Annotated in this window: 22 protein-coding genes; 7 read left to right on the forward strand and 15 right to left on the reverse strand. The window is 69.0% G+C overall.

Going from position 1 to position 23,955, the window contains the following annotated elements:
- Nucleotides 1-75 precede the first annotated feature (75 nt).
- Entirely contained in the window at nt 76-1,560 is a 1,485-nt protein-coding gene (gene miaB / locus AAEX57_RS12310) for a tRNA (N6-isopentenyl adenosine(37)-C2)-methylthiotransferase MiaB (RefSeq protein WP_342092624.1), read from the reverse strand.
- Nucleotides 1,561-1,681: 121 nt separating this feature from the next.
- Between miaB and AAEX57_RS12315 the strand changes: the two genes are divergently transcribed.
- Together AAEX57_RS12315 and AAEX57_RS12320 are read left to right on the forward strand one after the other, a co-directional pair.
- A complete protein-coding gene (locus AAEX57_RS12315; RefSeq protein WP_342092558.1) occupies nt 1,682-2,578 on the forward strand; it encodes a YwqG family protein in 897 nt (298 codons plus the stop codon).
- Between the two features lie 21 nt (nt 2,579-2,599).
- Nucleotides 2,600-3,505, forward strand: coding sequence for an aldose 1-epimerase family protein (locus tag AAEX57_RS12320; protein WP_342092559.1), 906 nt, complete (start codon nt 2,600-2,602; stop codon nt 3,503-3,505).
- A 36-nt stretch (nt 3,506-3,541) separates the two neighbouring features.
- Here the strand turns inward: AAEX57_RS12320 and rny are convergent, their stop codons facing one another.
- The 4 genes from rny to AAEX57_RS12340 form a co-directional block, all read right to left on the reverse strand.
- Nucleotides 3,542-5,236: a ribonuclease Y gene (gene rny / locus AAEX57_RS12325; protein WP_342092560.1), complete on the reverse strand. Its 1,695-nt coding sequence runs from the start codon at nt 5,234-5,236 to the stop codon at nt 3,542-3,544.
- Nucleotides 5,237-5,298: 62 nt separating this feature from the next.
- Nucleotides 5,299-5,859: a regulatory protein RecX gene (locus tag AAEX57_RS12330; protein WP_342092561.1), complete on the reverse strand. Its 561-nt coding sequence runs from the start codon at nt 5,857-5,859 to the stop codon at nt 5,299-5,301.
- A 2-nt stretch (nt 5,860-5,861) separates the two neighbouring features.
- Nucleotides 5,862-6,917, reverse strand: coding sequence for a recombinase RecA (gene recA, locus AAEX57_RS12335; RefSeq protein WP_342092562.1), 1,056 nt, complete (start codon nt 6,915-6,917; stop codon nt 5,862-5,864).
- A 225-nt stretch (nt 6,918-7,142) separates the two neighbouring features.
- Entirely contained in the window at nt 7,143-7,337 is a 195-nt protein-coding gene (locus tag AAEX57_RS12340) for a DUF3046 domain-containing protein (RefSeq protein WP_342092563.1), read from the reverse strand.
- Nucleotides 7,338-7,394: 57 nt separating this feature from the next.
- On the opposite strand from AAEX57_RS12340, the gene AAEX57_RS12345 reads away from it, so the two are divergent.
- Both AAEX57_RS12345 and AAEX57_RS12350 read left to right on the forward strand, forming a co-directional pair.
- A complete protein-coding gene (locus AAEX57_RS12345; protein WP_446721148.1) occupies nt 7,395-11,915 on the forward strand; it encodes an ATP-dependent helicase in 4,521 nt (1,506 codons plus the stop codon).
- 109 nt (nt 11,916-12,024) lie between these two features.
- Complete coding sequence (locus tag AAEX57_RS12350; RefSeq protein ID WP_342092625.1) at nt 12,025-12,795, forward strand: DeoR/GlpR family DNA-binding transcription regulator; 771 nt, start codon at nt 12,025-12,027, stop codon at nt 12,793-12,795.
- 53 nt (nt 12,796-12,848) lie between these two features.
- On the opposite strand, the gene AAEX57_RS12355 is transcribed toward AAEX57_RS12350, so the two are convergent.
- The 4 genes from AAEX57_RS12355 to rimO form a co-directional block, all read right to left on the reverse strand.
- On the reverse strand, nt 12,849-13,115 hold the full coding sequence (locus AAEX57_RS12355; protein WP_342092565.1) for a helix-turn-helix domain-containing protein: 267 nt from the start codon (nt 13,113-13,115) through the stop codon (nt 12,849-12,851).
- Nucleotides 13,116-13,315: 200 nt separating this feature from the next.
- Nucleotides 13,316-13,801, reverse strand: a complete 486-nt coding sequence (locus AAEX57_RS12360) for a CinA family protein (RefSeq protein ID WP_342092566.1) — start codon at nt 13,799-13,801, stop codon at nt 13,316-13,318.
- The gene (gene pgsA / locus AAEX57_RS12365; protein ID WP_342092567.1) at nt 13,798-14,418 is read right to left on the reverse strand and encodes a CDP-diacylglycerol--glycerol-3-phosphate 3-phosphatidyltransferase; all 621 of its coding nucleotides are present in this window, start codon (nt 14,416-14,418) and stop codon (nt 13,798-13,800) included. The genes AAEX57_RS12360 and pgsA overlap by 4 nt, the downstream gene beginning before the upstream one ends.
- 72 nt (nt 14,419-14,490) lie before the next feature.
- Complete coding sequence (rimO, locus tag AAEX57_RS12370; protein WP_342092568.1) at nt 14,491-15,981, reverse strand: 30S ribosomal protein S12 methylthiotransferase RimO; 1,491 nt, start codon at nt 15,979-15,981, stop codon at nt 14,491-14,493.
- A gap of 135 nt (nt 15,982-16,116) precedes the next feature.
- Between rimO and AAEX57_RS12375 the strand changes: the two genes are divergently transcribed.
- The gene (locus tag AAEX57_RS12375; protein WP_342092569.1) at nt 16,117-16,554 is read left to right on the forward strand and encodes a hypothetical protein; all 438 of its coding nucleotides are present in this window, start codon (nt 16,117-16,119) and stop codon (nt 16,552-16,554) included.
- A gap of 1 nt (nt 16,555) precedes the next feature.
- On the opposite strand, the gene AAEX57_RS12380 is transcribed toward AAEX57_RS12375, so the two are convergent.
- Nucleotides 16,556-19,057, reverse strand: a complete 2,502-nt coding sequence (locus AAEX57_RS12380; RefSeq protein ID WP_342092570.1) for an FtsK/SpoIIIE family DNA translocase — start codon at nt 19,055-19,057, stop codon at nt 16,556-16,558.
- A 75-nt stretch (nt 19,058-19,132) separates the two neighbouring features.
- Nucleotides 19,133-20,152 carry a thiamine-phosphate kinase gene (locus AAEX57_RS12385; protein ID WP_342092571.1) on the reverse strand — a complete coding sequence of 340 codons (1,020 nt, stop codon included), beginning with the start codon at nt 20,150-20,152 and terminating at the stop codon, nt 19,133-19,135.
- Nucleotides 20,153-20,203: 51 nt separating this feature from the next.
- On the opposite strand from AAEX57_RS12385, the gene AAEX57_RS12390 reads away from it, so the two are divergent.
- The gene (locus AAEX57_RS12390; protein ID WP_342092572.1) at nt 20,204-20,437 is read left to right on the forward strand and encodes an Lrp/AsnC family transcriptional regulator; all 234 of its coding nucleotides are present in this window, start codon (nt 20,204-20,206) and stop codon (nt 20,435-20,437) included.
- A gap of 16 nt (nt 20,438-20,453) precedes the next feature.
- Here the strand turns inward: AAEX57_RS12390 and AAEX57_RS12395 are convergent, their stop codons facing one another.
- Complete coding sequence (locus AAEX57_RS12395; protein ID WP_342092573.1) at nt 20,454-21,566, reverse strand: D-alanine--D-alanine ligase family protein; 1,113 nt, start codon at nt 21,564-21,566, stop codon at nt 20,454-20,456.
- 42 nt (nt 21,567-21,608) lie between these two features.
- Nucleotides 21,609-22,433 (reverse strand): lysophospholipid acyltransferase family protein, encoded by an 825-nt coding sequence (locus AAEX57_RS12400; protein ID WP_342092574.1) that lies wholly within the window; start codon nt 22,431-22,433, stop codon nt 21,609-21,611.
- Between the two features lie 79 nt (nt 22,434-22,512).
- Here AAEX57_RS12400 and AAEX57_RS12405 point away from each other — a divergent pair, with 79 nt between their 5' ends.
- The gene (locus AAEX57_RS12405; RefSeq protein WP_342092575.1) at nt 22,513-22,740 is read left to right on the forward strand and encodes a hypothetical protein; all 228 of its coding nucleotides are present in this window, start codon (nt 22,513-22,515) and stop codon (nt 22,738-22,740) included.
- Between the two features lie 127 nt (nt 22,741-22,867).
- Here AAEX57_RS12405 and AAEX57_RS12410 read toward each other — a convergent pair whose 3' ends face one another.
- Together AAEX57_RS12410 and leuD are read right to left on the reverse strand one after the other, a co-directional pair.
- The gene (locus AAEX57_RS12410; protein WP_342092576.1) at nt 22,868-23,161 is read right to left on the reverse strand and encodes an HU family DNA-binding protein; all 294 of its coding nucleotides are present in this window, start codon (nt 23,159-23,161) and stop codon (nt 22,868-22,870) included.
- A 188-nt stretch (nt 23,162-23,349) separates the two neighbouring features.
- Nucleotides 23,350-23,955 (reverse strand): 3-isopropylmalate dehydratase small subunit, encoded by a 606-nt coding sequence (gene leuD / locus AAEX57_RS12415; protein WP_342092577.1) that lies wholly within the window; start codon nt 23,953-23,955, stop codon nt 23,350-23,352.

Genomic DNA, 23,955 nt, shown 5'->3' on the forward strand with positions numbered 1-23,955 from the left:
CGACGCGCATCGGAGGTCAGGTTAGACAGCAGTGGTGAATTTCGGCTGAACGACTCACCGGCGCCCCGGCGAGCGTCAGTTCTTCGGCAGGCCGAAGGTTGGCATCCCCAGCCCGACGCCCTTCGGGGCGGGCGGGGCGTCGTGCCGGGCCTGCCAGGCGTCGCCGCCGCGGGTGCGGCGCAGGTTGCTGATCCCGCCATCCGCATTGAGGTGGTGCGGGGCGGCGTGGCTGATGATGGTGGTGGCGATGTCGCCGGGGCGCGGGCGCTCGGCCGGATCGGTCGGAACCGCGACGTGCACCAGCCGATTGTCCCGGGCGCGGCCGCTCATCCGCTGGGTCTCGGCATCCTTCTTGCCCTCCCCCGCGGCGAACATCACCTCCACCTCGGTGCCTTCCAGCTTCTGGTTCTCCTGCCAGGCGGTGCGGTTCACCAGCTCCAGCAGCCGTTCGTAGCGCTCCTGGACGACCGGCTTGGGCACCTGGTTGGCCATCACACCGGCCGGGGTACCGGGGCGGATCGAATACTGGAAGGTGAAGGCGGCGCTGAACCGGGCCTGTTCGACCACCCGCATGGTGCCCTCGAAGTCCTCGTCGGTCTCCCCCGGGAAACCGACGATGATGTCGGTGGTGATGGCAGCGTGCGGGATCTTGGCGCGCACCTCGTCCAGGATCCGCAGGAACCTCTCGCTGCGGTAGCTACGGCGCATCTCGCGCAGCACCTTGTCCGAGCCCGACTGCAAGGGCATGTGCAGGCTGGGCATCACATTGGGGGTCTCGGCCATCGCGTCGATCACGTCGCTGGTGAAGCTGGCCGGATGCGGGCTGGTGAAACGCACCCGCTCCAGTCCGTCGATCTCGCCGCAGGCCCTCAGCAGCTTGGCGAAGGCCGCGCGGTCGCCGAATTCGACGCCATAGGTGTTGACATTCTGGCCCAGCAGGGTGATCTCCTGCACACCCTCGTCCACCAATGCCTGGATCTCGGCCAGGATGTCGCCGGGGCGACGATCGGTCTCCTTGCCGCGCAGCTGCGGCACGATGCAGAAGGTGCAGGTGTTGTTGCAGCCGACGCTGATGCTCACCCACGCCGAATAGGGCGATTCACGCCGGGTGGGCAGGTTGGACGGGAAGGTCTCCAGCGCCTCGACGATCTCCACCTGGCTGGCCTCCTCCACCCGGGCGCGCTCCAGCAGGATCGGCAGCTTGCCGACGTTGTGGGTGCCGAAGACCACATCGACCCACGGGGCCTTGCCGACGATCACGTCGCGGTCCTTCTGTGCCATGCATCCGCCGACGGCGATCTGCATGCCCGGTCGGGTGCGCTTGACCGCGGCCATGTGCCCCAGGGTGCCGTAGAGCCGGTTGTCGGCATTCTCCCGCACCGCGCAGGTGTTGAAGACGACGATGTCGGCTCCGCCCTCGTCAGCCACCTCGCGCTCATTGCGGACGAAACCGGCGTCCTCCAGCAGGCCGGAGATCCGCTCCGAATCATGCACATTCATCTGGCAGCCGTAGGTGATCACCCGGTAACTGCGGGGCTGGCCGTCGGCGGGAGCGGGCATGGTGGGGGCGGTGCTGGCATTCGACATGGTGGGACAACTGTAGTTTGCCGCCTGCCCGGTTGCGGAATTTCGGGTGTGACCCGGAGCCGATCCTGGCCCCTGCCGGTGGCAGGCTCTCCCCATGGACCCCAGCCTGGCGCGTGAACAGTTCCGGCAACTTCTTTGCACAGCGGGGCTCGCGGAGCATGCCCAGACCATCGCGGGCCTGGCCCAAGTGGCGATTGGACTGACCCAGGATCAGGATGCTCGAGTCTGGAGCCGGCTGGGTGGCCGCCCGCGGATGCCCGTCGGCCAGGTCCCCACCCGTCGCGGCGAACCGCTGCGCCTGCTGGCGCAACTCGACCTGGCCGAGCTGCACCCCTTCGACATCGACGGGCTGCTGCCCCGGGACGGGGTGCTCAGCTTCTTCCTCTGCGACTATCTGGACGACCGAGACTTCGCGAGTGGGCACAATACGTCGGATCGTTCGGGTTTTGCGGTCATCCACACGCCGGAGAGCGAGTTGCCGGATCGCGCAGACGGACCGCCGCCGCCCGACCAGTGGGAGTTTGACACCCCGGTGCGGGCGCAGAGCATCATGACCTGGCCAGACCTCGCGTTGCTGGAGATGGAAGACCTCGATCTCACCGAGGAACAGCGAGATGCCTACTGGCAACTCAGCATGCACCTGAGAGGTTACGACGATCTGCTGGATTCGGACGATCCCCTGCGGCTCGTTCCCCTCCCCTGTTCACCTGCCCCCGAACATCGGCTCCTGGGCACCCCGGATCATGTGCAGTCCGACACCCGTCCGCGCGCCGCCGCCATGCTGCGCGGCATTGATGAAGGCCGAGAACCGACCGTCGACGAGACCTGGAAGGACGCCCCAGAGGCCAGACAGTGGCGGCTGTTGCTGCAACTGGGAGAAGGAGAATCCTTCACCTGGTGCGACGGTGGCGCGGTGTACTTCAACATCCGAATCAATGACCTGGCCGCAGCACGCTTTGACCGTTGTTGGTTCGAGATGCAGTCCGGATGATGAAGGTCCTAGGCTGACCGCATGAGCACCCCCACCGGAACCCAGCACGTCCTCACCCTGGGCGGCCAGCGCGCCGTCGTCACCGAGTTGGGGGCCGGGCTGCGCAGCTATGCCGTCGACGGCCGGGAACTGGTCACCAGTTTTTCCGAGGACTCATCCCCCGAGGGCTGCCAGGGCCAGCAGCTGATGCCCTGGCCCAACCGGATCCGCGACGGGAAGTGGAGTCTGGTGGGCACCGACTACCAGCTGCCCGTCAACGAACCCGAGCGGGGCAATGCGATCCACGGCCTGGTCAAGGACCTGCTCTGGACCACCGTCGAGCAGGGCGACGAGCACCTCACCCAGCGGCTGCTGCTGGAGCCCAGCGACGGCTGGCCCGGCACCCTGGAGCTGTTGGTGACCCACCAGCTCTCCGAGGCCGGGCTCGGCATTGAGGTCACCGCCCGCAATCTGGGCGAATCCGCGGCGCCGTTCGGCTATGCGGCGCACCCCTACCTGCTGCCGCCCGATGGCGAGGAGAGCGTCGACGATGACCTGCTGGTGCTGCCCTTCGCCCGACGGCTGGAATCCGACGATCGGCTGCTGCCGGTGCAACTGCACGACGTGGCCGGGACCGTCTTTGACCGGCGCGGCCCCCTGCCGGTGGCCGGGCTGGAGCTGGACACCGCCTTCACCACCGCCGTCGTCGCCGACGGCAAATGGCAGGCCGTCCTGCAGGGTGAGAGCTTCCGGACCGTCCTGTGGGCCGGCGAGGAGATGGACTGGTTGCAGGTGTACACCCCCGGCGACCGGTGCAGCATCGCGATCGAGCCGATGACGGTGGGCCCCGACGCCTACAACCCGGGCCCCACCCACGACGACCTGGTGCTGCTGCAGCCTGGGGAGAGCTTCAGCTGCCGTTGGGGACTGCGCAGCGAGGCCGTCTGAGGCCGAACTGCCTCGCGGGACTGGTCCTGGGGCCGTTCAGTGGGCGATCTCGCTGGCCCGGGATTCCCGCACCACCGTCACGCGGATCTGGCCGGGGTAGGTCAGCTCGTCCTGGATCTGGCGGGCAATGTCCTTGGCCAGGGCGTGCGAGGTGACGTCATCGACCACCTCGGGGCTGACCATCACCCGAACCTCGCGACCGGCCTGCATGGCGAAGACCCGATCGACGCCGTCATGCGCGCTGGCGATCTGTTCCAGCCGGTCCAGCCGCTGCACATAGGCCTCCAGCGACTCCCGACGGGCGCCAGGGCGGGAGCCCGAGATCGCGTCGGCGGCCTGGGTGAGCACCGCCTCCACCGTGCGCGGCTCCACCTCATTGTGGTGGGCCTCGATGGCGTGCACGATGTCCGGGTGCTCGCCGTGGCGTCGGGCCAGCTCGCCGCCGATCATGGCGTGGGTGCCCTCCACCTCATGGGTGAGGGCCTTGCCGATGTCGTGCAGGAAGGCGGCGCGCTTGCAGGTGGCGACGTCCAGTCCGAGTTCGCTGGCCATCATCCCGGCAATGTGGGCGCATTCGGTCAGGTGGCGCAGCACATTCTGGCCATAGCTGGTGCGATAGCGCAGCGCCCCGATGATCGGCAGCAGCGCCGGATCCAGGTCGGAGATGCCCACCTCGGCCAGGGCATCCTCGGCGGCGCGCAGCATCCGCTGCTCGATCCGGTCACGGGAACGCTCGTGCACCTCCTCGATCCGGGCGGGGTGGATCCGGCCGTCGGCCACCAGCTCGTCAAGGGTGAGCCGGGCGACCTCGCGGCGCACCGGATCGAAGCAGCTCAGCAGCACCGAACCGGGGGTGTCGTCGATCATCACGTTGACGCCGGTCACCTGCTCGAAGTGGCGGATGTTGCGGCCCTCGCGGCCGATGATCCGGCCCTTCATCTCGTCGCTGGGCAGGTCCAGGGTGCTGACCACCGATTCGGAGGTCTGCTCCGCGGCCAGCCGCTGGATGGCGGTGACGATGATCCCCCGGGCCCGGGATTCGGCATCCCGGGTGGCGTCCTGCTCGATGTCGCGGGCCAGGGCGGTGGCCTCCAGCCGGGCTTCGTGCTCCACCCGGGCCATCACCTCGGCGTGGGCCTGCTCCCGATCCAGCCCGGCGACGCGCTGCAACTCCTCGGCGGCCTGCTGCTGATCGGCCTGCAACTGGTCGCGCAGCCGTTCGGCCTGGCCGCGCAGTTCCACCAGCTGGCTGGAGCGGGCCTCCAGGGTCTGGCTCTCGGCCAGCAGCCTTTCCTCCCGCTCCCCCAACCGGCGTTCGCGGGCCTCCAGCTGGGTGCGCAGCTCACGCAGGTCTGCCCGTTCCCGACGGGCAAAGTCCTCGGCCGCGGCCTGGGTGGCGGCCGCCTCGGCCAGCTTGCGCTCGCCCTGCTCGCGCAGCGCCCGGGCATCGGCCCCCAGCTGGTCGAGACTGGCGCGTTCGGCTTGTTGCTCCGTGAGCCGCTCGTCACGCCGGGCCAGTTCGGCGGTGAGGCCGACGATCCGGTCCTCCCGGGCCGCGACGGCCTCGGCGATCCGGTTGGCGATCACCTGCTCGTCCACCACCGGGCTGGCCAGCGGCTGCACGGCGGCCGGTTGTGGGTCACGGCCGCGGCGCAGCAGGGCCACCAGCGCAACGCCGAGCACGCACAGGGCCAGGCCCAGCACGGTCAGCGCAATCCACACCCAAGTCATGGGCTGAGGCTATTGCGCCGCTGAACCCGGTGCAACCGGGCGATGCCGCGATGACAAGGAGTTCAGAGCTCTTCCGGATCGGCCTGCATCACGTCGCGCAGCACCTGGCTGACCACGCTGGAGGAGTAGCCCTTGCGCCCTAGGGCACCCGCCATCCGTCGGTAGGCCACCTGGCGCGGCAGGTTCTGCACCGTGCGCCACTTCTTGCGTGCCAGCTCGGTGGCCAGCTCCACCTCGCTGTCATGGTCGATCGGTTCGAGTGCCTCGTCGATCAGCTCCCGATCGACGCCCTTGGTCTGCAACTCCCGCCGGACCGCGGCCTTGGAGAGCTTGCGGGAATTGCGCCGCGCCCTGGTCCACTGCTCCGCAAAGTTCTGGTCATTGACCAACCCGAGTTCCTCGAAACGCTCCAACAACTCCTCCCGGACGTCGGTGGGGACGTCCTTGGCTGCCAGCGCGTCATCCAGCTCGCGTCGGGAGTGGTCGCGCAGCGTCAACCGACGCAGGGCGATCTCCCGGGCGACGGCCAGCGGATCGGCATCCGGGTCGTCGGCCTGCCCGGAGACCCCCACGATGGGAGCCTCCCGGGCAGGCCGCCGACGCGGCCGTTGGTTGAAGGCCACGCTCAGAAGGTGATCTCGCCGGTCTCCGGATCAATCCCCTCCGGGACCTCCTCGGGCTCCGGCTGGTCTCCCATTCCCAGGGCCGCCAGGATCTTGGCCTCGATCTCGTTGGCCACCTCGGGATTGGTCTTCAGGAAGCTGCGGGCATTCTCCTTGCCCTGGCCCAGCTGGTCGGTTCCATAGGTGAACCACGAGCCGGCGCGGCGGATGATGCCGTGTTCCACGCCCATGTCGATCAGGCTGCCCTCGCGGCTGATCCCCTGGCCGTAGAGGATGTCGAATTCGGCCTGCTTGAAGGGCGGGGCCACCTTGTTCTTGACCACCTTGACGCGGGTGCGGTTGCCCACCATGTCCGTGCCGTCCTTCAGCGTCTCGATCCGACGCACGTCCAGACGCACCGACGAGTAGAACTTCAGCGCCTTGCCACCGGTGGTGGTCTCGGGCGAACCGAACATCACGCCGATCTTCTCGCGCAGCTGGTTGATGAAGATGGCGGTGGTGCCGGCGGAACTCAGGGCGCCGGTCATCTTGCGCAGCGCCTGGCTCATCAGCCGGGCCTGCAGGCCGACGTGCGAGTCGCCCATCTCACCCTCGATCTCGGCGCGCGGGGTCAGCGCGGCCACCGAGTCGATCACGATCAGGTCCAGCGCACCGGAACGGACCAGCATGTCCGCAATCTCCAGCGCCTGCTCACCATTGTCCGGCTGGCTGACCAGCAGGGCGTCGGTGTCAACCCCCAGCTTCTGCGCATAGTCCGGATCGAGCGCGTGCTCGGCGTCGATGAAGGCACAGATACCGCCGGCCTTCTGCGCATTGGCGATGGCGTGCAGCGCGACGGTGGTCTTGCCGCTGGATTCCGGGCCGTAGATCTCCACGATCCGCCCGCGGGGCAGACCCCCGATGCCCAGGGCGATGTCCAGCGCCACCGATCCGGTGGGGATGAACCCGATCGGCACCCGGGTCTCCTCGCCCAGGCGCATCACCGTGCCCTTGCCGTGGGCCTTCTCGATCTGGGCGAGCGCGGCCTCCAGGGCCTTCTGACGATCTGCGACAGCCATGACGGCCTTCCTTCCTGACCGGGATCTGCCCGGATGAGCGAGTGTTCGAACCAACACCACAGACTCTAGAAATCGCCTCTGACATTTTTTCAGGGCCAGCCGCGAGCTGTGGACAACTCGGGCTGTGGACAAGTTCTCAGAGGTCGCCCCGGTGGGCGTCGTGGCTTCGATACGTGTTCATAGTAGAACGCCTGTTCGAACGAAACAAGTCCCGCACGCGGCGTGTCACCGATAGCTCGCAGGCAGATCCAACATCGCCCAGACCGCCCGCCAGATGGTAGTGAAGGGCAGGCCGTCGGCAATCGCCTCCTGCACGGTGCGCCCGCCCAGATCACCCAGCACTATCGACTCGGCCCAGATCTCCAACCGGCCGGGCGGCAGATGTTCGGCCATTCGTCGCCACAGTTCGGTCTCGCTCACCGGCACAGCCTAGCCGCGCTGCGGGCACCACGGAATTTGTCACAGGGGCGCGCCACAATGGCGTGCATGACTTTCAGTGCAGCCACCCAGGCCTGGTTCGGCGGGGTCTTCGACGCCCCGACGCCCGCGCAGAGCGCTGCCTGGCGGGCGATCGGCAGCGGGCGGCATGCCCTGGTGATCGCCCCCACTGGTTCCGGCAAGACCCTGGCCGCCTTCCTGCACTCCCTGGACCGGCTGGCCGCCGATCCCCGCCCCGGCAAGGTGCGGGTGCTCTATGTCTCCCCACTGAAGGCCCTGGCGGTGGACGTGGAACGCAACCTGCGCGCACCGCTGCGCGGCATCCAGCTCGCCTCCCAGCGGCTGGGTCTGCCCGCCCCCGAGATCCGGGTGGCGGTGCGCTCCGGCGACACCCCCGCCGCGGATCGCCGACGGTTGCTCACCCATCCACCGGAGATCCTGATCACCACCCCGGAATCGCTCTTCCTGATGCTGGCCAGTCAGGTGGCCGAGACCCTGACCGACATCGAGACGATCATCCTGGACGAGGTGCACGCCCTGGCCGGCACCAAGCGCGGCGCCCACCTGGCGCTCAGCCTGGAACGGCTCGACGCGCTGCGCACCGCCCCCGGCGAGGCCCAGCGGATCGGGCTGTCGGCCACCGTGCAGCCACCCGAGCGGGTGGCCGCCTTCCTGGGCGGGGACCGGCCGGTGGACGTCGTCAGCCCGCCCGCGGCCAAGACCTGGCAGCTGGACGTCGAGGTGCCGCTGGAGGACATGACCGATCTGTCCAGCCCACCCGGCGTCGACCTCACGGATCCGGATGCCCCGGTGTCCAATTCGATCTGGCCCTTCCTGGAGCACCGAATCCTGGAGCTGGTGGACACGCACCGCTCCACCATCTGCTTCGTCAATTCCCGACGGGTGGCCGAACGGCTCACCTCCCACCTGAACGACCTGCACGCCCAGCGGCTCGACCCGGACGGTGCCAACCCGACGCCCACCCTGCCACCGGCCCAGGTGATGGCCCAGTCCGGGGCCAGTGCCGGCAATGACGGCAGCCGCTCGCCGGTGATCGCCCGGGCCCACCACGGCTCGGTCAGCAAGGAACGCCGCGCCGAGATCGAGGCCGAGCTGAAGTCCGGCAACCTGCCCTGCGTGGTGGCCACCAGCTCGCTGGAGTTGGGGATCGACATGGGGGCAGTCGACTTGGTGATCCAGGTGGCCAGCCCACCGTCGGTGGCCAGCGGGCTGCAGCGGATCGGCCGCGCCGGGCACCAGGTGGGCGCGATCAGCGAGGGTGTCCTGCTGCCCACCCACCGCGGAGACCTGGTGGAATCGGCCGTGCTGGTCACCCGGATGCGCGAGGGCCGGATCGAGCACGTGCACCGGCTGCGCAACCCGCTCGACGTCCTGGCGCAGCAGTTGGTCAGCATGTGCGTCGAGCAGACCTGGCCGGTGGAAGATGTCTGGCGGCTGGTGCGCCGCAGCGACGGCTTCCGGGAGCTGCCTCGTTCGGCCTTCGAGGCGGTACTGGACATGCTGAGCGGCCGCTATCCCAGCGAGGACTTTGCCGAGCTCAAGCCGCGGCTGGTCTGGGATCGCACCGCCAGGACCATCAGCGGCCGCCCCGGGACGCGTCGGCTGGTCTCCACCTCCGGCGGCACCATCCCGGACCGCGGCTTGTTCGGTGTCTACCTGGTAGGCGAGGGCACCGCCAGCGGCAAGCACCAGGCCGGTCGACGGGTCGGCGAGCTGGACGAGGAGATGGTCTACGAGTCCCGCGTCGGGGATGTCTTCACCTTGGGCACCACGTCCTGGCGGATCCAGGAGATCACTCCCAACCAGGTGCTGGTCTCCCCCGCCCCCGGCCTGCCCGGCCGGCTGCCCTTCTGGCGGGGTGACTCCCCCAGCCGCCCCGCCGAGTTGGGCGTCGCGATCGGCGAGTTCACCCGGCAGCTGCAACGGGCCGGGGACGGGGCCGACGAGATCCTGGCGCAGACCGGGCTGGATGCCAGCGCCCGTCAGAACCTCGTCGGCTACCTGGCCGAACAGCTGGAGGCCACCGGTGTCCTGCCCGACGCCCAGACCATCGTCGTGGAACGCTTCCGTGATGAGCTGGGCGACTGGCGCGTCTGCCTGCACTCCAGCCTCGGCACCGCGGTGCTGCAGCCCTGGGCGCTGGTGATCGAGACCCGGGCACGGGAACGTTTCGGCGTCGAGGCACAGGCCACCGCCAGCAATGACGGAATCGTGCTGCGGATTCCCGACGTGGAGTCCACACCCCCCGGACTAGACCTGGTGCTCGTTGACCCCGACGAGGTCGAGCAGCTTGTCACCGACCAGGTCTTTGGCTCGGCGCTGTTCGCCTCCCGCTTCCGGGAATGCGCGGCGCGGGCCCTGTTGCTGCCCCGGCGCGACCCGGGCCGTCGATCCCCCTTGTGGCAGCAGCGCATGCGGGCCGCGCAGCTCTTGGCCGTTGCCAGTCAGTACCCGGACTTCCCGATCGTGCTCGAGACCATGCGGGAGTGCTTGGAGGACGTCTTCGACCTGCCGGCCCTGACCGCGCTGCTGCGCGACGTCGCCAGCCGGCGGGTGCGACTGGTGGAGGTGCAGACCCAAGAAGCCTCGCCCTTCGCCAAGAGCCTGCTGTTCGGTTACATCGGCGAGTTCATCTACGACGGCGACCAGCCGCTGGCCGAGCGCAAGCTGGCCGCGCTCAGCCTGGACCCGGCACTGCTGGCCGAACTGCTGGGCCGGGAGGGCGCTCAGCAGGTGCTGGACGAGCAGGTCATGGCGGATTTGGAGCTGGAGTTGCAGCACTTGGCGGAGCACCGTCGGGCCCGCACCGCCGAGCACCTGTGGGACGTACTGCGCACCATTGGGCCGCTGTGCCCCGACGAGTGCCGGGCGCGCTCCGCGGAGGATCCAGACCCCTGGCTGGCCGAATTGGAGGCAGCCGGTCGGGTGGCCCGGTACCGGCTCGGCGGGCAGGAATACCTGGCGGTGGCCGACGACTTTGCGCTGCTGCGCGATGCCCTGGGCATCCCGGTCCCCGCCCGGATCGCGGCGCCCAGTGACAGCACCGAGCCGGCACGCGCGCTGGGCCGACTGGTCACCCGCTGGAGCCAGTGCCATGTGGTCTTCACCGCCGCCCAACTGGCGGCCCGCCATGGTGTCGATGAGGGCAGCGTCGCCGGGCTGCTGGCCAAGCGGCAACGCGCCGGGGAGCTGGTGGCCGGTGACTTCGGCCGCTCGGACCTGGGCGGTGCGCAGTTCATCCGCCAGCAGGTGCTCTCGCTGGTCAAGCGCCGCACGCTGGCGGCGTTGCGGGCCGGGGTGGAGGCCGTCGACCAGCGGCAGTTCGCCCGGCATCTGGTGCGTTGGCAAGAGGTGGATGAGCCGTCGGGTGGCTTGGAGGCGCTGCTGGCGGCGGTGGAGGCGCTGGCGGGCTATCCAATCCCGGCGTCGATGCTGGAGAGCCTGGTACTGCCCGCCCGGGTGGCCGGTTACCAGCCGTCGCTGCTGGACGAGGCGCTGACCTCCGGCGAGGTGGTCTGGAGCGGTCGGGGCGCGATTGGCCGGCACGACGGCTGGGTGCAGTTGTGGCCCGCCGACTGTGTGCTCACCGACGCGGATGACAGCCGGCCCGATGCGCCGTCGCTCGGTGAGCTGGCCCACCAACTGTTCACCCGCTTCGCCGACGGCGGGGCCTGGCGACTGGCAGACATCTCGCCCGACGAGGTCGGCCAGAGCGCCGCGGAGGATGCCCTGTGGGAGCTGGTCTGGGCCGGGAAGGTCACCTGCACCAGCCTCGCTCCGCTACGCAAGATGAGCGGTCGCGGTGCGCTGAAGCACCGCACGACTGCCCGGCCCTCGCGTCGGGCCACAATGCGCCCGGCCCGGATCGCGCTGCCGCCGCAGGGCGTCGGCGGACGCTGGGCGGCGGTCCGTTCCACGCATTCGGACCCGACGGCCCGGCGGCTGGCCGAGCTGGGGCTGGAGCTGGGCCGCTACGGCATCCTGACCCGCGGCAGCGTGCTCACCGAGCCGATGGGCGGCAATTTCAGCGAGGCCTACCGGGTGTTGCTCGCCCTGGAGGAGACCGGCGTGGCCCGACGTGGCTACTTCGTGGAGGGGTTGGGAGCGGCACAATTCGCCCTGCCCGGGGCGGTGGACCGGCTGCGGGAATCCCTGCCGCAATCCGCACCGCTGCTGCTCGCGGCCTGTGATCCGGCCAATCCCTATGGAGCCGCCCTGCCGTGGCCCGCCAGCGACGGACACCGCCCCGCTCGCAAGGCCGGCGCTCTGGTGGTGCTGGATGACGGCCTGCCCGTCCTCTACCTGGAGCGCGGGGTGCACACCCTGGTCACCTTCGGTGCCGACGAGGAGGGTCTTGCCCGTGCGCTGCAGGCGGTCGCCGACGGAGTGAGGACCGCCCGCCTGGGCACCATCACCATCGAGAAGGCGAATTCCCAACCGGTACTGACGCAGCGTGACCTTGGAGGGCTGTTGACCGCTGCTGGCTTCACGATGACGCCGCAGGGCTTCCGACTCCGCTCGACCCCGCGCCACCCCTGACCCAGAATGAGCGATATGATCACCCAATGGTGAGCGAACGCTCATCACCTGAGTCTGGAGGTGCCCGATGGCCGCCGAGGTGTCCCACTCCGTCAAACGATCGGCCCGGATGGTGGAGATCCTGGCCGCCTTGTCCGAGCACGGCACCCTGCAACTGAGTGAACTGTCGGAGCGACTGCAGGCCTCCCCCGCCACCATTCGGCGTGACGTCGCGACCCTGGCCGAGCAGGGCCTGCTGGTGCGCACCCACGGCGGGGCCCGCAGCGTCGGGCCCGCCAACGAGCTGCCGGTCAGCCTGCGCGACGGCACCCACCGGGCGTCGAAGCAGGCGATCGCGCACACCGCCGCCTCCCTGATCCCCGGTGGCCGGCACGCGATCGCGTTGACCGGCGGCACCACCGCCACCGAGGTGCTGCGCGCCCTGCACCACCGACACGACCTGACCATCATCACCAATTCGGTCGGACTGGCCCTGGAGGCGGCCGGACAGGGCCAGTCCCGGGTACTGATCGCCGGCGGCATCCTGCGCCCCAATTCGTTGGAACTGGTGGGTTCGCTGGCCGAGGCCACCTTCAAGCAGATCAATGTGGGCACCGCGATCGTCGGCTGCGATGGTGTCAGCGTGGCCGGTGGCCTGACGACTCACGACGAGGTGGAGGCGCATACTAACCACACCATGATCGAGCGCGCCCAGCGGGTGATCGCCGTGGCTGACGGCTCCAAACTGGGGCGGGTGACGCTGGCCCGCCTGGCCAGTCTGCAGGAGATCGACGTGCTGGTGACGGATTCGCAGGCCGACCCGGCGGAACTGGCGCGAATCCGGCAGGCGGGAGTCGACGTCAGGATCGTGCCGGCCGAGGAGGATCCTGCCGAGGCATGACAAGACCCCGGCACTTGGGCCGGGGTCTTGGGAAAGTTCTTGCTGCGGGTGGCTCAGGCGGCGACGTTGACCCGGGCGTTCTCGGCGGCGGCCAACTTCTGACTCACGGTCCCGAAGATCACCGAGACCGGCACCTCGAGCGCCTGACAGATGGAGCTCAGCAACTCGCTGGAGGCCTCCTTCTGGCCACGCTCCACCTCGGAAAGGTAGCCCAGACTCACCCGGGCGGCCATGGACACCTCCCGCAGGGTGCGTCCCTGGGCGAAGCGCTGCTCACGGAGGGTCTCACCAAGCAATTCACGGACCAGCACAGGCTTCATGGGGCCACCACTCTCTCGACAGTCCGCTCCAGCCTCGGCGCGGTCACGATGCGTACAACAACAAAGCTTCCACGATCCATTCCAAAAGTGGGGATCCGATTCAGCCAACGCACAGAAAATTCGCCAATTACCCACCTTTGGGTGACCAGATGTCGTGAAAAATGTCACCTCGGGTTCGAGGAGTTGCCCGACAGTCTCAGTCACTCGTGAAATTGCTGGGAAAGCTCGGCCAGCAGTGCCAGCAGTGCTCCCACCGTCTGGGTCCGGATCGCCTGCCGGTCACCGGTCAACCGCAACAGTCGACTGGTCACCTGATCGGGTCTGGGCCCACAAACGGCAATCCACACGGTACCGGGAAATTCTCCGTCCTGGGGGTCCGGGCCGGCCACCCCGGTGCAGGACAGGGCCAGATCAACCCCCAACGCCCGTCGGGCCCCGATGGCCATCTGCTCCGCCGTGGTCCGGTTGATCACCCCATGCTGTGCGATCCAGTCGGCGTCGACACCGGCCAGGCTGGCCTTCAGGTCGCTGGCATAGGTGACCAGCCCCCCACGCACGACCGCCGAGGCACCGGGGACGGCCGTGAGACTCTGCGCCACCTGCCCGCCGGTCAGCGATTCGCAGGTGCCCAGGGTGAGTCCCCGGGCGGCCAGATCCGCGATCAGCTCAGTTGCCGACGCACTCACGGGCGCCCCGGGTGCCCTTCCTCGGCCCAACGGGCGAGCGCCTCGCGTCGCATCCGGGAGGCCTCACGCAGGTAGTCCAGACCGGTCAGGACGGTCAGCACCAAGGCCGCGCCCATCAGGCCCCAGGCAAGCCACTGGAGGGGTTCGGGCAGCCGGGGCAGCCACATCAGGTAGAGCACCAGCGCCAGCGCCTGGATGAAGGTCTTCAGTTTGCCGCCGCGATTGGCCGCCATCACGCCGTACTTCATGATGCCCCAGCGCAGGATGGTGATCCCCCACTCCCGCACGAGGATGATGATGGTCACCCACCACTGCAGTTCGCCGAGGATCGAGAGGCCGACGAAGGCCATGCCGGTCAGGGCCTTGTCGGCGATCGGATCCCACAGCTTGCCGAAATTGGTGACCAGGTTGTACTTGCGGGCGATCTTGCCGTCGACGTAGTCGGTGCCGATGGCGATGCAGAAGACCGCCGTCGTCCACAGCCGCCAGTCCCACTCGTGCGGGTGGCTGAGCAGCATCCAGGCAAAGACGGGCACCAGCACCATGCGCACGCCGGTCAGCACATTGGGCACATTCCACTGGCTGGGGGCCTTGGCGGCCGGGCCGTCGGAACTCATGGGTCTCCTCGTTGTGGTCGGGACGGGGCCGGGGAAGCGACCGTGCACCACACGATAACGCTCCGCCGCCGTTCAGCCGTGGATGCTCGCCACCAGGTCGACGCCCAGGCTGTCCACCACGGTGGCCCGAACGATCTGGCCAACGCGCACGTCGGCGTCGGGCAGCTCGGTGCAACCGTCCACCTCCGGCCCTTGATGCCTGGCCCGGCCGATCACGGCAGGCTCGCCATCGTCGTCGACGACGGATTCGACCAGTACCTCCACCTCTTCGCCGATCCGCTCCTCGGCGCGCTGGTCACACAGTTCGGTGGCCAGGTCCGCCAGTTCGCTGCGCCGGGCCTCCACCTCGTCGGGATCCAGCTTGCCGCCCAGACCGGCGGCCTCGGTGCCCTCCTCGTCGGAGTAGCCGAAGACACCCAGGACGTCGAGCCGGGCGGCGGTGATGAACTCCTTGAGGGTCTCGACGTCGGCCTCGGTCTCGCCCGGGAAGCCGGCGATCACATTGGAGCGGATGCCGGCCTGCGGGGCGTGCCGACGCACCTGCTCCAACAGGGCCAGGAAGCTCTCCGGGTCGCCGAAGCGGCGCATCCGGCGCAGCACCGACGCCGAGGCGTGCTGGAAGCTGATGTCGAAGTAGGGCACCACCTTGTCGGTGCCTGCCATCGCCTCGATCAGGCTGGGTCGCAGTTCCGCGGGCTGCAGGTAGCTGACCCGGATCCAGTCCAGGCCGTCGACGCCGGACAGCTCCGCCAGCAGCTTCTCCAGACTGCGCAGATCACCCAGATCCTTGCCGTAGCTGGAGGTGTTCTCGCTGACCAGGAAGACCTCCTTGACGCCCTGCTCGGCCAGCCAGCGGGCCTCGGCGAGGATCTCGTCGGCGGTGCGCGAGAGGTAGGAGCCGCGGAAGGACGGGATGGCGCAGAAGGCGCAGCGCCGGTCGCAACCCGAGGCCAGCTTCAGCGGGGCGCTGGGGCTGTGACCCAGCCGGCGTCGCAGCACCGGCGGTCCGCTCTGGGGCACCACGCCTGGCGCCAGGTCGGCCAGGTCCTCGGTGTGGAGGCCGGTGTGGTGGCCGGGTACGGAGACCTGCTCGGCGGCTTGGCGTCGGGCCACCGGGGTGAGCGGCAGCAGGGTACGACGATCCCGCGGGACGTGCGAGTCGAGGTGTTCGCCGTGCAGGATCCGGTTCAGCTTGTCCGCGACGTCGGAGTAGTCGTCGAAGCCGAGCACCGCGTCGGCCTCCGGCAGGGAGCTGGCCAGCTCGATGCCGTAGCGTTCCGCCATGCAGCCGACCGCCACGACGGCCTTGGTGCTGCCCGACTCCTTCAGGTCCGCGGCGGCCAGCAGGGTGTCGACGGAGTCCTTCTTGGCCTGCTCCACGAAGCCGCAGGTGTTCACCATCACCGCTTCCGCGGTCTCCGGGTCGTCCACCAGCCGGAAGCCGCCGGCCTCCAGCCGGGCCGCCAGCTCCTCGGAATCAACCTCATTGCGGGCACAGCCCAACGTGACGAGATGGACGGTGGTCAGGTGATCCGGGACGGTGCCGAGCGTGGTGTCAGTCATGGTCCGTCAATTATCACCCGGCCGGCCGCCTCGCGGAACTGAGAACTTGTCCACAGATTCCGAGCGACCGAGGAATTGTCCACAGGCCAGCAACTGGTCCTTGCCGGAAACGCGCGCAGCACATGGGATGGCGGCATGACTACTTTCGAGCAACTCCCCAAGGACTGGGACCAGCACGCCTTGGACGATCCCGAACTGCTGTGCGGCGTGGTTGACCTGTTTGCCCGCCAGAGCGATCGTGACAAGGGCACGATCCTGGCCCTGTTGGCCAGCCCCGACCTGCGGCTGCTGCAACCGATCACCATCGACGACGTGCCGGTGGGCTGCGACGAGTTCCAGCAGCACCAGCTGGTGCACCGGCTGTGCGAGGTGGTGAGCCAGGTCTGCCCCGGCGGGGCACTGGCCCTGGCGATCGCCCGGCGCGGCGCCACCGTGCAGACCCATTGGGACCAGACATGGCGCAGCGCCCTGGCACTGGCGTGCCAGGACGCTGGCGTCACGGATCTGGGGTGTTACCTGGCCACGACCACCGGGACCGTCCGGATGGACGACAGCCGGGTGGCTGCGGCCTGAGTCAGCCGTTGGCGAGGTTGACCAGGACGTCCTCCAGGTCGTCGGGCTTGACCAGCACCTCGCGAGGCTTGGAACCCTCCGACGGGCCGACCACGCCACGGGTCTCCAGGATGTCCATCAGGCGTCCGGCCTTGGCGAAGCCGACCCGCAGCTTGCGCTGCAGCATCGAGGTGGAACCCAGTTGCAGCTCCACCACCAGACGGGCCGCATCCAGCACCAGTTCCAGGTCGTCGCCGATGTCCTCGGCCACCTTGTTGCTGGCGCCGGCGGCGGCAGTGACGTCCTCGCGGTACTGCGGCTTGAGCTGCTCGGTGACGTGGGCCACCACCTCGCGGATCTCCGCCTCGGTGACCCAGGAGCCCTGCACACGCACCGGCTTGCCGGCACCCATCGGCAGGAAGAGCCCATCGCCCTGGCCCACCAGCTTCTCGGCACCCGGCTGGTCCAGGATCACCCGGGAGTCGGTCATGGAGCTGGTGGCGAAGGCCAACCGGCTGGGCACATTGGCCTTGATCAGGCCGGTGACGACGTCGGTGGACGGACGCTGGGTGGCCAGCACCAGGTGGATGCCGGCGGCACGGGCCAGCTGGGTGATCCGGACGATCGAGTCCTCCACGTCGCGGGGGGCCACCATCATCAGGTCGGCGAGCTCATCGACCACCACCAGGAGGTAGGGATATGGCGCGAGCACTCGTTCGCTGCCCTCGGGCACCTGCACCTGACCGGCGCGGACCGCCTTGTTGAAGTCGTCGACGTGCCGGAAACCGAAGGCCGCCAGATCGTCGTAGCGCATGTCCATCTCCTTCACCACCCACTGAAGGGCCTCCGCGGCCTTCTTCGGGCTGGTGATGATGGGAGTGACCAGGTGCGGGATGCCCTCGTAGTGGTTGAGCTCCACCCGCTTGGGGTCCACCAGCAGCATCCGCACCTCGTCGGGCGTGGCGCGCATCATGATGGAGGTGATCAGCGAGTTCACGAAGGAGGACTTGCCGGAGCCGGTGGCACCGGCCACCAGCAGGTGAGGCATCTTGGCCATGTTGGCGATCACGAAGCCGCCCTCGACGTCCTTGCCCAGACCCACCACCATCGGGTGATGGTCATTGCGAGCCTTGTTGGAGCGCAGCACGTCGCCGAGGCTGACCACCTCCTTGTCCAGGTTCGGGATCTCGATGCCGATCGCGGACTTGCCGGGGATCGGGCTGAGGATTCGCACGTCGGGCGAGGCCACCGCGTAGGCGATGTTCTTGCTCAGCGCCGTGACCTTCTCGACCTTGACGGCATTGCCGAGCTCCACCTCGTAGCGGGTGACCGTGGGGCCACGGGTGTATCCGGTGACCTGGGCGTCGATCTCGAACTGGCTGAGCACCTCGGAGAGCCGGCTGACGATCTGGTCGGAAGCCTCGGAGCGGGCCTTGGGCACACTGCCGGGCTTCAGGGTGCCGGAATCCGGCAGCATGTACTGCACGTCACCGGAGAGGGTGAGCTGTTCCACCCGCTGCGGGATCGGCGTGCGGTTCGGCGCCTCCAACGGCTGGTTGACCTCGATCTTGCCCGCCGCCACGGATTCGGCCTTCTCGGGCGGCAGCCCCGCAACCACCGGCTTGCCGGTGAGCTCCTTCGGTTCGAAGGCGTCCACGTCGAAGACCTCGTCGTCACCGGACGGGTCCGGAGCAAGGTCACCCTTGATCAGCGGGGTGTCGTAGGCCTCATCGGCGCCGTACTCGATCTGCGGGCGCGGGCGGGCGGCGCGTCGCTCCGCGGCGAGTTCGCGGGCCTCCTGCACCCGATCCACCATCACGTGGATCGGCACGCCGATGATCACCACGATGCCGAAGAACATCAGCAGCACCAGCAGCGGCACCGCGACCCAGACGGTCAGCAGATCGGCCAGCAGACTGGACGAGATGTAGCCCAGGATGCCGCCGGCCTCACGCATCAGTTCCGGCTCGCTGGGCCGCGGCAGGCCGTGGGCGATGTTCAACAGGCCGAGCAGCCCCAGCAGGAAGGCAGTCCACCCGACCACCTGTCGACCGGTGGCGCCATTGCGCTCCGGGTGGCGCAGGGTGCGCCAGGCCATCGCGAAGCACAGCAGCGGCACGGCGAAGCTGAGCCCGCCGAAGATGCTGGCGACGGCCACATAGATTGCCCCGCCGACCGGGCCGGCCAGCAGGAACCAGAAGCGGGCGGCCACGATGATGCCGAAGGCGATCAGGGCCAGGCCCATCCCGTCGCGACGCAGGCCATCCTCGGGTTCGGGGGCCGGCGTGCCCAGGCTGCGCGCAGCATTGCCCACCAGGTGGGCCGTTCCCCGCCAGGACGCGGCGACGCCGCGCACCAGCGGATTCGGGCGCGGCTCGGGAACATTCCGGCTGGCCCGAGTGGAGCCGGAACGGTTGGTTGTCTTCTTGTTGCTTCCTGCCGACCGCGAACCTGACGACGCCCTGGCCGAACTCGACTGGGCGTTGCTGCGGGACCGCGGTGGGGAAGACGCGCGGGTCGCCATGGTCCTCAGGTTAGTCCATCACCCGCGTCAGGCCGAAGCCTCCACGCCGCGGGGCTTGCTGCCTGAGCGCGGGCCTCAATGGTTGAAGTGGTCCCAGCCGGGCAGCCCTTCCCAATGCTTGCCGTCCACCAGCACGCCGGGATCCTCCTCCGCCTCGGGCTCGCGGACCCGGCCGAGCACCTGCCAGCCGTCGGGCACCTGACCGAGCTCGAAGCAGGCGGCCAGGGCGTGGTCCTCTCCCCCGGTGAGCACGAAACCCAAGGGATCCTTGCCGGTGGCGGCGGCGACCGCCCGCACCGGCTCGTCGATCTCGAAGCGGGCGGTGTCCAGGTCGATCACCACACCGCTGGCGTCGGCGACGTGACCCAGATCGGCCAACAGCCCGTCGGAAACGTCCAGCATCGCGGTGGCACCGGCCAACGCCGCCTCCCGGCCCGCACCATAGGGCACCTCGGGCACCCGTTGGGAGTCGACCGCCGCCCGCGGCGAGCGGAAACCCCGGGCCAGCACGGCCAACCCGGCGGCGGCCCAGCCCAACCGGCCGCGGACCGCCACCACCTGGCCGCTGCGGGCGCCGGAACGCAGCACCGGCCCCACTCCCGCGGTCTCGCCGGTCACCGTGACGCAGATGGTGATGTCCCGCGCCGACGTGGTGTCACCCCCCACCAGGCAGATCCCCGCCCGATCGGCCTCGGTGCGGACACCCGTCGCGAACTCCCGCACCCACTGGATCGGGAGGTCGCCGGGCGCGCCCAGGGAGATCACCATCGAGACCGGGGTGGCGCCCATCGCCTCCAGATCCGCGACGTTGACCGCCACCGCCTTGCGGCCGATCTGCTCGGCGGAGCTCCAGTCGGTCTTGAAGTGGACGTCCTGCACCAGCAGATCGGTGCTGGTGACCGCCGAGCCGTTGATCAGGTAGACCGCGGCGTCGTCACCAGGGCCGACGGAGACGGCCGGCGAGAGCTGCAGCCCGCGGGTGATCTGCTCGATCACCCCGAACTCCCCGGCGCTCGCCAATGACTCAGCGCTGGCAAGGGATTCCGCGCTGTGGCCGGGGGCAGGGGTGGCCGATCGGCCGGTGGTAGCGTCCATGCCCACCACGTTATCCAACCCCCTACAAGATCCCACTCGCGAGGAGTCGTCATGGTCAAGGCCTATGTGCTGGTGCAGTCGAGCGTCGGCAAGATCCCCCAGGTGGCGGCCGCCCTGAAGGCCCTGCCCGCCACCGTCAGCTGCGACGAGGTGACCGGCCCCTATGACGTGGTGGTCCAGGTGCAGGTGGAGGCCATCGAGGAGCTCGGCCGGCTGGTCGCCGAGCGGGTGCAGACCATCGACGGGATCACCCGCACCGTGACCTGCCCCGTCGTCACCTACTGATCCGGCCAGGGCCGGGTCAGCGCAGGCCGGTGCGGCGTTCCAGCGCCAGCTGGATCAGGTCGTCGACCAGACTCGGGTAGTCCAGGCCGGAGGCGGCCCACATCACCGGGAACATCGACGTCGGGGTGAAGCCCGGCATCGTGTTGATCTCGTTCAGCACCACCTCGCCCTCCGGGGTGACGAAGGAGTCCACCCGGGCCAGGCCCTCGCAGCCGGCGGCTTCGAAGGCGTCGCGGGCCACCTGCTGCACCGCGGCCTTCACCTCGTCGGAGACATCCGCCGGAGAGGTCAGCTGCACCGACGCGCCGTCCAGGTACTTGGCGTCGAAGTCATAGAAATCGTGGCCACTGACCACGACGATCTCACCGGGCTCGGAGACCCGGGGCGCGGCGGTGCCGTGGCCCTGCAGCACGCCGCACTCGATCTCCCGGCCGACGATGCCCTGCTCCACGATCACCTTGGGGTCATGCGTGCGGGCCTCCTCCACGGCTTCGCGCAGACCGGCCGGATCGGTGACCCGGCTGATCCCGAAGGAGGAACCGGCGCGGCAGGGCTTGACGAAGACCGGGAACTGCAGTTCCTGCACCCGGGCCAGCGCGGCGCCGGCGTCGGTGCGCCACTGCCGATCGGTGATCACCCGGTAGGGTCCCACCGGCAGCCCAGCGGCCTCGAAGACCACCTTCATGTAGTGCTTGTCCATCATGACGGCGCTGGCCAGCACGCCGCAGCCGACGTAACGCATGTCGGCCAGTTCGAACAGCCCCTGCAGGGTGCCGTCCTCGCCGAAGGGGCCGTGCACCAGCGGGAAGATCACGTCCACCTCGCCCAGTTCGGCGGGCAGCTGACCCGCCTCCAGGGTGCGCAGCGCGCGATCACCCACCTCCATCGGCACGATCACGCCGGCCGAGGACTGGCCGATCTCCGGCGTGTTGCCCGCCACCAGCCGCAGCGGTTCGGGGTCGTCGTCCACCAGCACCCACTGGCCCTGCCGGGTGATGCCGATCGGCACCACGTCGTAGCGCTCCCGATCGATGGCACCCAGGACGCTCGCGGCGGTGGAGCAGCTCACGGGGTGTTCCTCGGAGCGGCCACCGAAGACAAGGGCGACCCGGATCTTGGGCTGGTTCATGCGATTCCTCACTGCAGGGTGCGACCCGCCAACGATAGTCCCTCAGGCCGGCGGGGCGTCATTGACCGGTTCGTCAGTCAGCGGCGCCTCGGCGATGGTCAACGGCCCCTTGGCCACCCGGGCCTTCTTGCGGACGTCGTAGCGGTCCGTGGGGACGGGCAGCTCGCGCAGTTCAGCCACCAGGGTGGTGATCGAGTCCAACATCCGCTCGGTGGCCACCCGGACCGCGGCGTGTCGATCGGGATGGTTGACCAGATCCGACAGGTCCAGGGGCTCGCCTACATTCATCCGCAGCGTCTTGCGGGGGAAGAACTTGGGCACGCCGACGGTCTTGCCGGGCATGATCTCCTGCGCCCCCCACTGCCCCACCGGGAGCACCGTGCAACCGGTGTCCAGCGCCAGTCGTGCGGCTCCGGTGCGTCCGGTCATCGGCCAGCCGTCCGGATCGGTGCCGACGGTGCCCTCGGGGTAGATCACCACCATCTCACCGGCGTTGATCGCGTCGCGGGCGGCCTGCAGCGAGTCGACGGCGCGGGCGCTGTTGCGCTCGACGGGAATCTGCCGGCACCCCTTGGCGAAGAACTTCACCACGGGCACCTTCCACAGCTCGGACTTGCCCAGGAAGCGCGGCCAGCGGCCGGACCAGATCAGGAAGTCACCCAGCGCGATCGGGTCGTAATTGCTGATGTGGTTGGCCACCACCAACACCCCACCGGTCTGCGGGATGCGCTCCTGGTGGCGCCAGTCGTAGCGGGTGAAGGCCCGATCCACGCTGTGCACCGCGACGCCGAGGAAGCGGTAGACCGGCTCTCCCGACCCGAAGTTCACGCGCCGTCGATCCACACCTTCGGCCTGCTTGCCCGCCATGACTGCTCCTCTCACCACGCCGATCGGCGCGAGACAACGCTAGTCCATCCCGGGTCGCCGGTTGCGTAGGATCGACGGCATGACCGACACCGATTCGCCCGGCCAGCTGTGGGCCACCGTCGTCGATGCCGACCCGGAGGCCGCCAGGCTGGTGGTGCTGCTGGATGACGGCACCCGACGCGAGCTGCCCCTCACCCTGCTGGGCGAACTGCGGGCCACCGTCGGGCAACGGCTGGTGCTGGCGGTTGCCGACGGTCAGGTCCGCAGCGCACGGATCGGCAGCCTGCGGCCGACCGTGCTGGGCTGAGGTCACGCAAACACCGCCCCACCTGCGCCGGGCCGGGGTGACAGCCGGAAGAGAACCCCGGAAAAGAACAAAGGGCGCGACGCGTGCTGCGTCGACGCCCTTGCCCGGTGGTGATCGGTCGGAGGAATCAGCGCTTCTTGGCGGCCGCCTCGACGCGGTTCTTCAGGTCGGTGCCGGGCCGGAAACGGGGCAGGTCCATCGCCTCGGCCTGCTTGCGTTCGCCGGTGCGCGGATTGCGGACCATGCGGGCCTCGCGGTGCTGCACCTCGAAGACGCCGAAACCGGTGATCGACACCTTTCCCGTATTGGCCACCTCGGTGGAGATCGTGTCGACGACGGCGTTCAACGCCCGCGTCGCGACGGCCTTGTTGCCCTCGAAATGGGCCTTGGCCAAGGAGTCAATCAGCTCTGCCTTGTTCACGAATGTGCCTTTCGTCATCCCCCGGCCCCCCAGCCGGGTGGACGCAGGCCTGGATGCCTTGCGCACCACCAAAGCTAGGTTCACCCCCGTCCCCCACCAAGCAGAAACGGGTCATCCGCCCAGTTTGTTCAGCAAACGCAAAGCGTCCGCCTTTCCTGCAAGGAAAAGCGGACGCCTGGACCGTTCGATCAGCCCGCGGTGCGCACCGGGATGGTGGCCGGCTTGAACGGCAGCCGGGCGCCCTCGTAGGCGTCGATGTCCGCGGCATGCTGCAGGGTGGATCCGATGTCATCCAGCCCTTCTGCCAGCCGGTGGGCGGTGTGGTCGTCGATCTGGAAGTCGAAGCTCTGCTCTCCGACGGTGATGGCCCGCGCCGCCAGGTCCACGGTGAACTGCTCCTCGGGGCGCTGCTCCGCGGCCTCCCAGAGCTGCTCGACGACGGCCTGGTCGACCGTCGCGACCAGCAGCCCGGCCTTGCCCGAGTTGGAGCGGAAGATGTCTCCGAAGCGGGAGCCGATGACCACCTTGAAGCCATAGTTCTGCAGCGCCCAGACCGCGTGTTCCCGGGAACTTCCGGTGCCGAAATCCGGCCCGGCCACCAGGATCGACCCCTGCTTCCACGGCTCCTGGTTCAGCACGAATTCCGGGTCATTTCGCCAGGCACTGAAAAGGCCGTCCTCGAAACCGGTTCGAGTGATTCGCTTGAGGTAGACCGCGGGGATGATCTGGTCGGTGTCCACATTGGAACGCCGCAGCGGAACCGCGATTCCGGTGTGGGTGGAGAACTTCTCCAT

The sequence above is a fragment of the Luteococcus sp. H91 genome (genome assembly GCF_038433135.1).
Lineage (GTDB): Bacteria > Actinomycetota > Actinomycetes > Propionibacteriales > Propionibacteriaceae > Luteococcus.

Excerpts from the sequence above, each read along its gene's own strand:
- miaB (WP_342092624.1), bottom strand. The coding sequence starts at position 1,560 with ATGCCCGCTCCCGCCGACGGCCAGCCCCGCAGTTACCGGGTGATCACC.
- AAEX57_RS12315 (WP_342092558.1), top strand. The coding sequence starts at position 1,682 with ATGGACCCCAGCCTGGCGCGTGAACAGTTCCGGCAACTTCTTTGCACA.
- AAEX57_RS12320 (WP_342092559.1), top strand. The coding sequence starts at position 2,600 with ATGAGCACCCCCACCGGAACCCAGCACGTCCTCACCCTGGGCGGCCAG.
- rny (WP_342092560.1), bottom strand. The coding sequence starts at position 5,236 with ATGACTTGGGTGTGGATTGCGCTGACCGTGCTGGGCCTGGCCCTGTGC.
- recA (WP_342092562.1), bottom strand. The coding sequence starts at position 6,917 with ATGGCTGTCGCAGATCGTCAGAAGGCCCTGGAGGCCGCGCTCGCCCAG.
- AAEX57_RS12345 (WP_446721148.1), top strand. The coding sequence starts at position 7,395 with ATGGCGTGCATGACTTTCAGTGCAGCCACCCAGGCCTGGTTCGGCGGG.
- AAEX57_RS12350 (WP_342092625.1), top strand. The coding sequence starts at position 12,025 with ATGGTGGAGATCCTGGCCGCCTTGTCCGAGCACGGCACCCTGCAACTG.
- AAEX57_RS12355 (WP_342092565.1), bottom strand. The coding sequence starts at position 13,115 with ATGAAGCCTGTGCTGGTCCGTGAATTGCTTGGTGAGACCCTCCGTGAG.
- pgsA (WP_342092567.1), bottom strand. The coding sequence starts at position 14,418 with ATGAGTTCCGACGGCCCGGCCGCCAAGGCCCCCAGCCAGTGGAATGTG.
- rimO (WP_342092568.1), bottom strand. The coding sequence starts at position 15,981 with ATGACTGACACCACGCTCGGCACCGTCCCGGATCACCTGACCACCGTC.
- AAEX57_RS12375 (WP_342092569.1), top strand. The coding sequence starts at position 16,117 with ATGACTACTTTCGAGCAACTCCCCAAGGACTGGGACCAGCACGCCTTG.
- AAEX57_RS12380 (WP_342092570.1), bottom strand. The coding sequence starts at position 19,057 with ATGGCGACCCGCGCGTCTTCCCCACCGCGGTCCCGCAGCAACGCCCAG.
- AAEX57_RS12385 (WP_342092571.1), bottom strand. The coding sequence starts at position 20,152 with ATGGACGCTACCACCGGCCGATCGGCCACCCCTGCCCCCGGCCACAGC.
- AAEX57_RS12390 (WP_342092572.1), top strand. The coding sequence starts at position 20,204 with ATGGTCAAGGCCTATGTGCTGGTGCAGTCGAGCGTCGGCAAGATCCCC.
- AAEX57_RS12395 (WP_342092573.1), bottom strand. The coding sequence starts at position 21,566 with ATGAACCAGCCCAAGATCCGGGTCGCCCTTGTCTTCGGTGGCCGCTCC.
- AAEX57_RS12400 (WP_342092574.1), bottom strand. The coding sequence starts at position 22,433 with ATGGCGGGCAAGCAGGCCGAAGGTGTGGATCGACGGCGCGTGAACTTC.
- AAEX57_RS12405 (WP_342092575.1), top strand. The coding sequence starts at position 22,513 with ATGACCGACACCGATTCGCCCGGCCAGCTGTGGGCCACCGTCGTCGAT.
- leuD (WP_342092577.1), bottom strand. The coding sequence starts at position 23,955 with ATGGAGAAGTTCTCCACCCACACCGGAATCGCGGTTCCGCTGCGGCGT.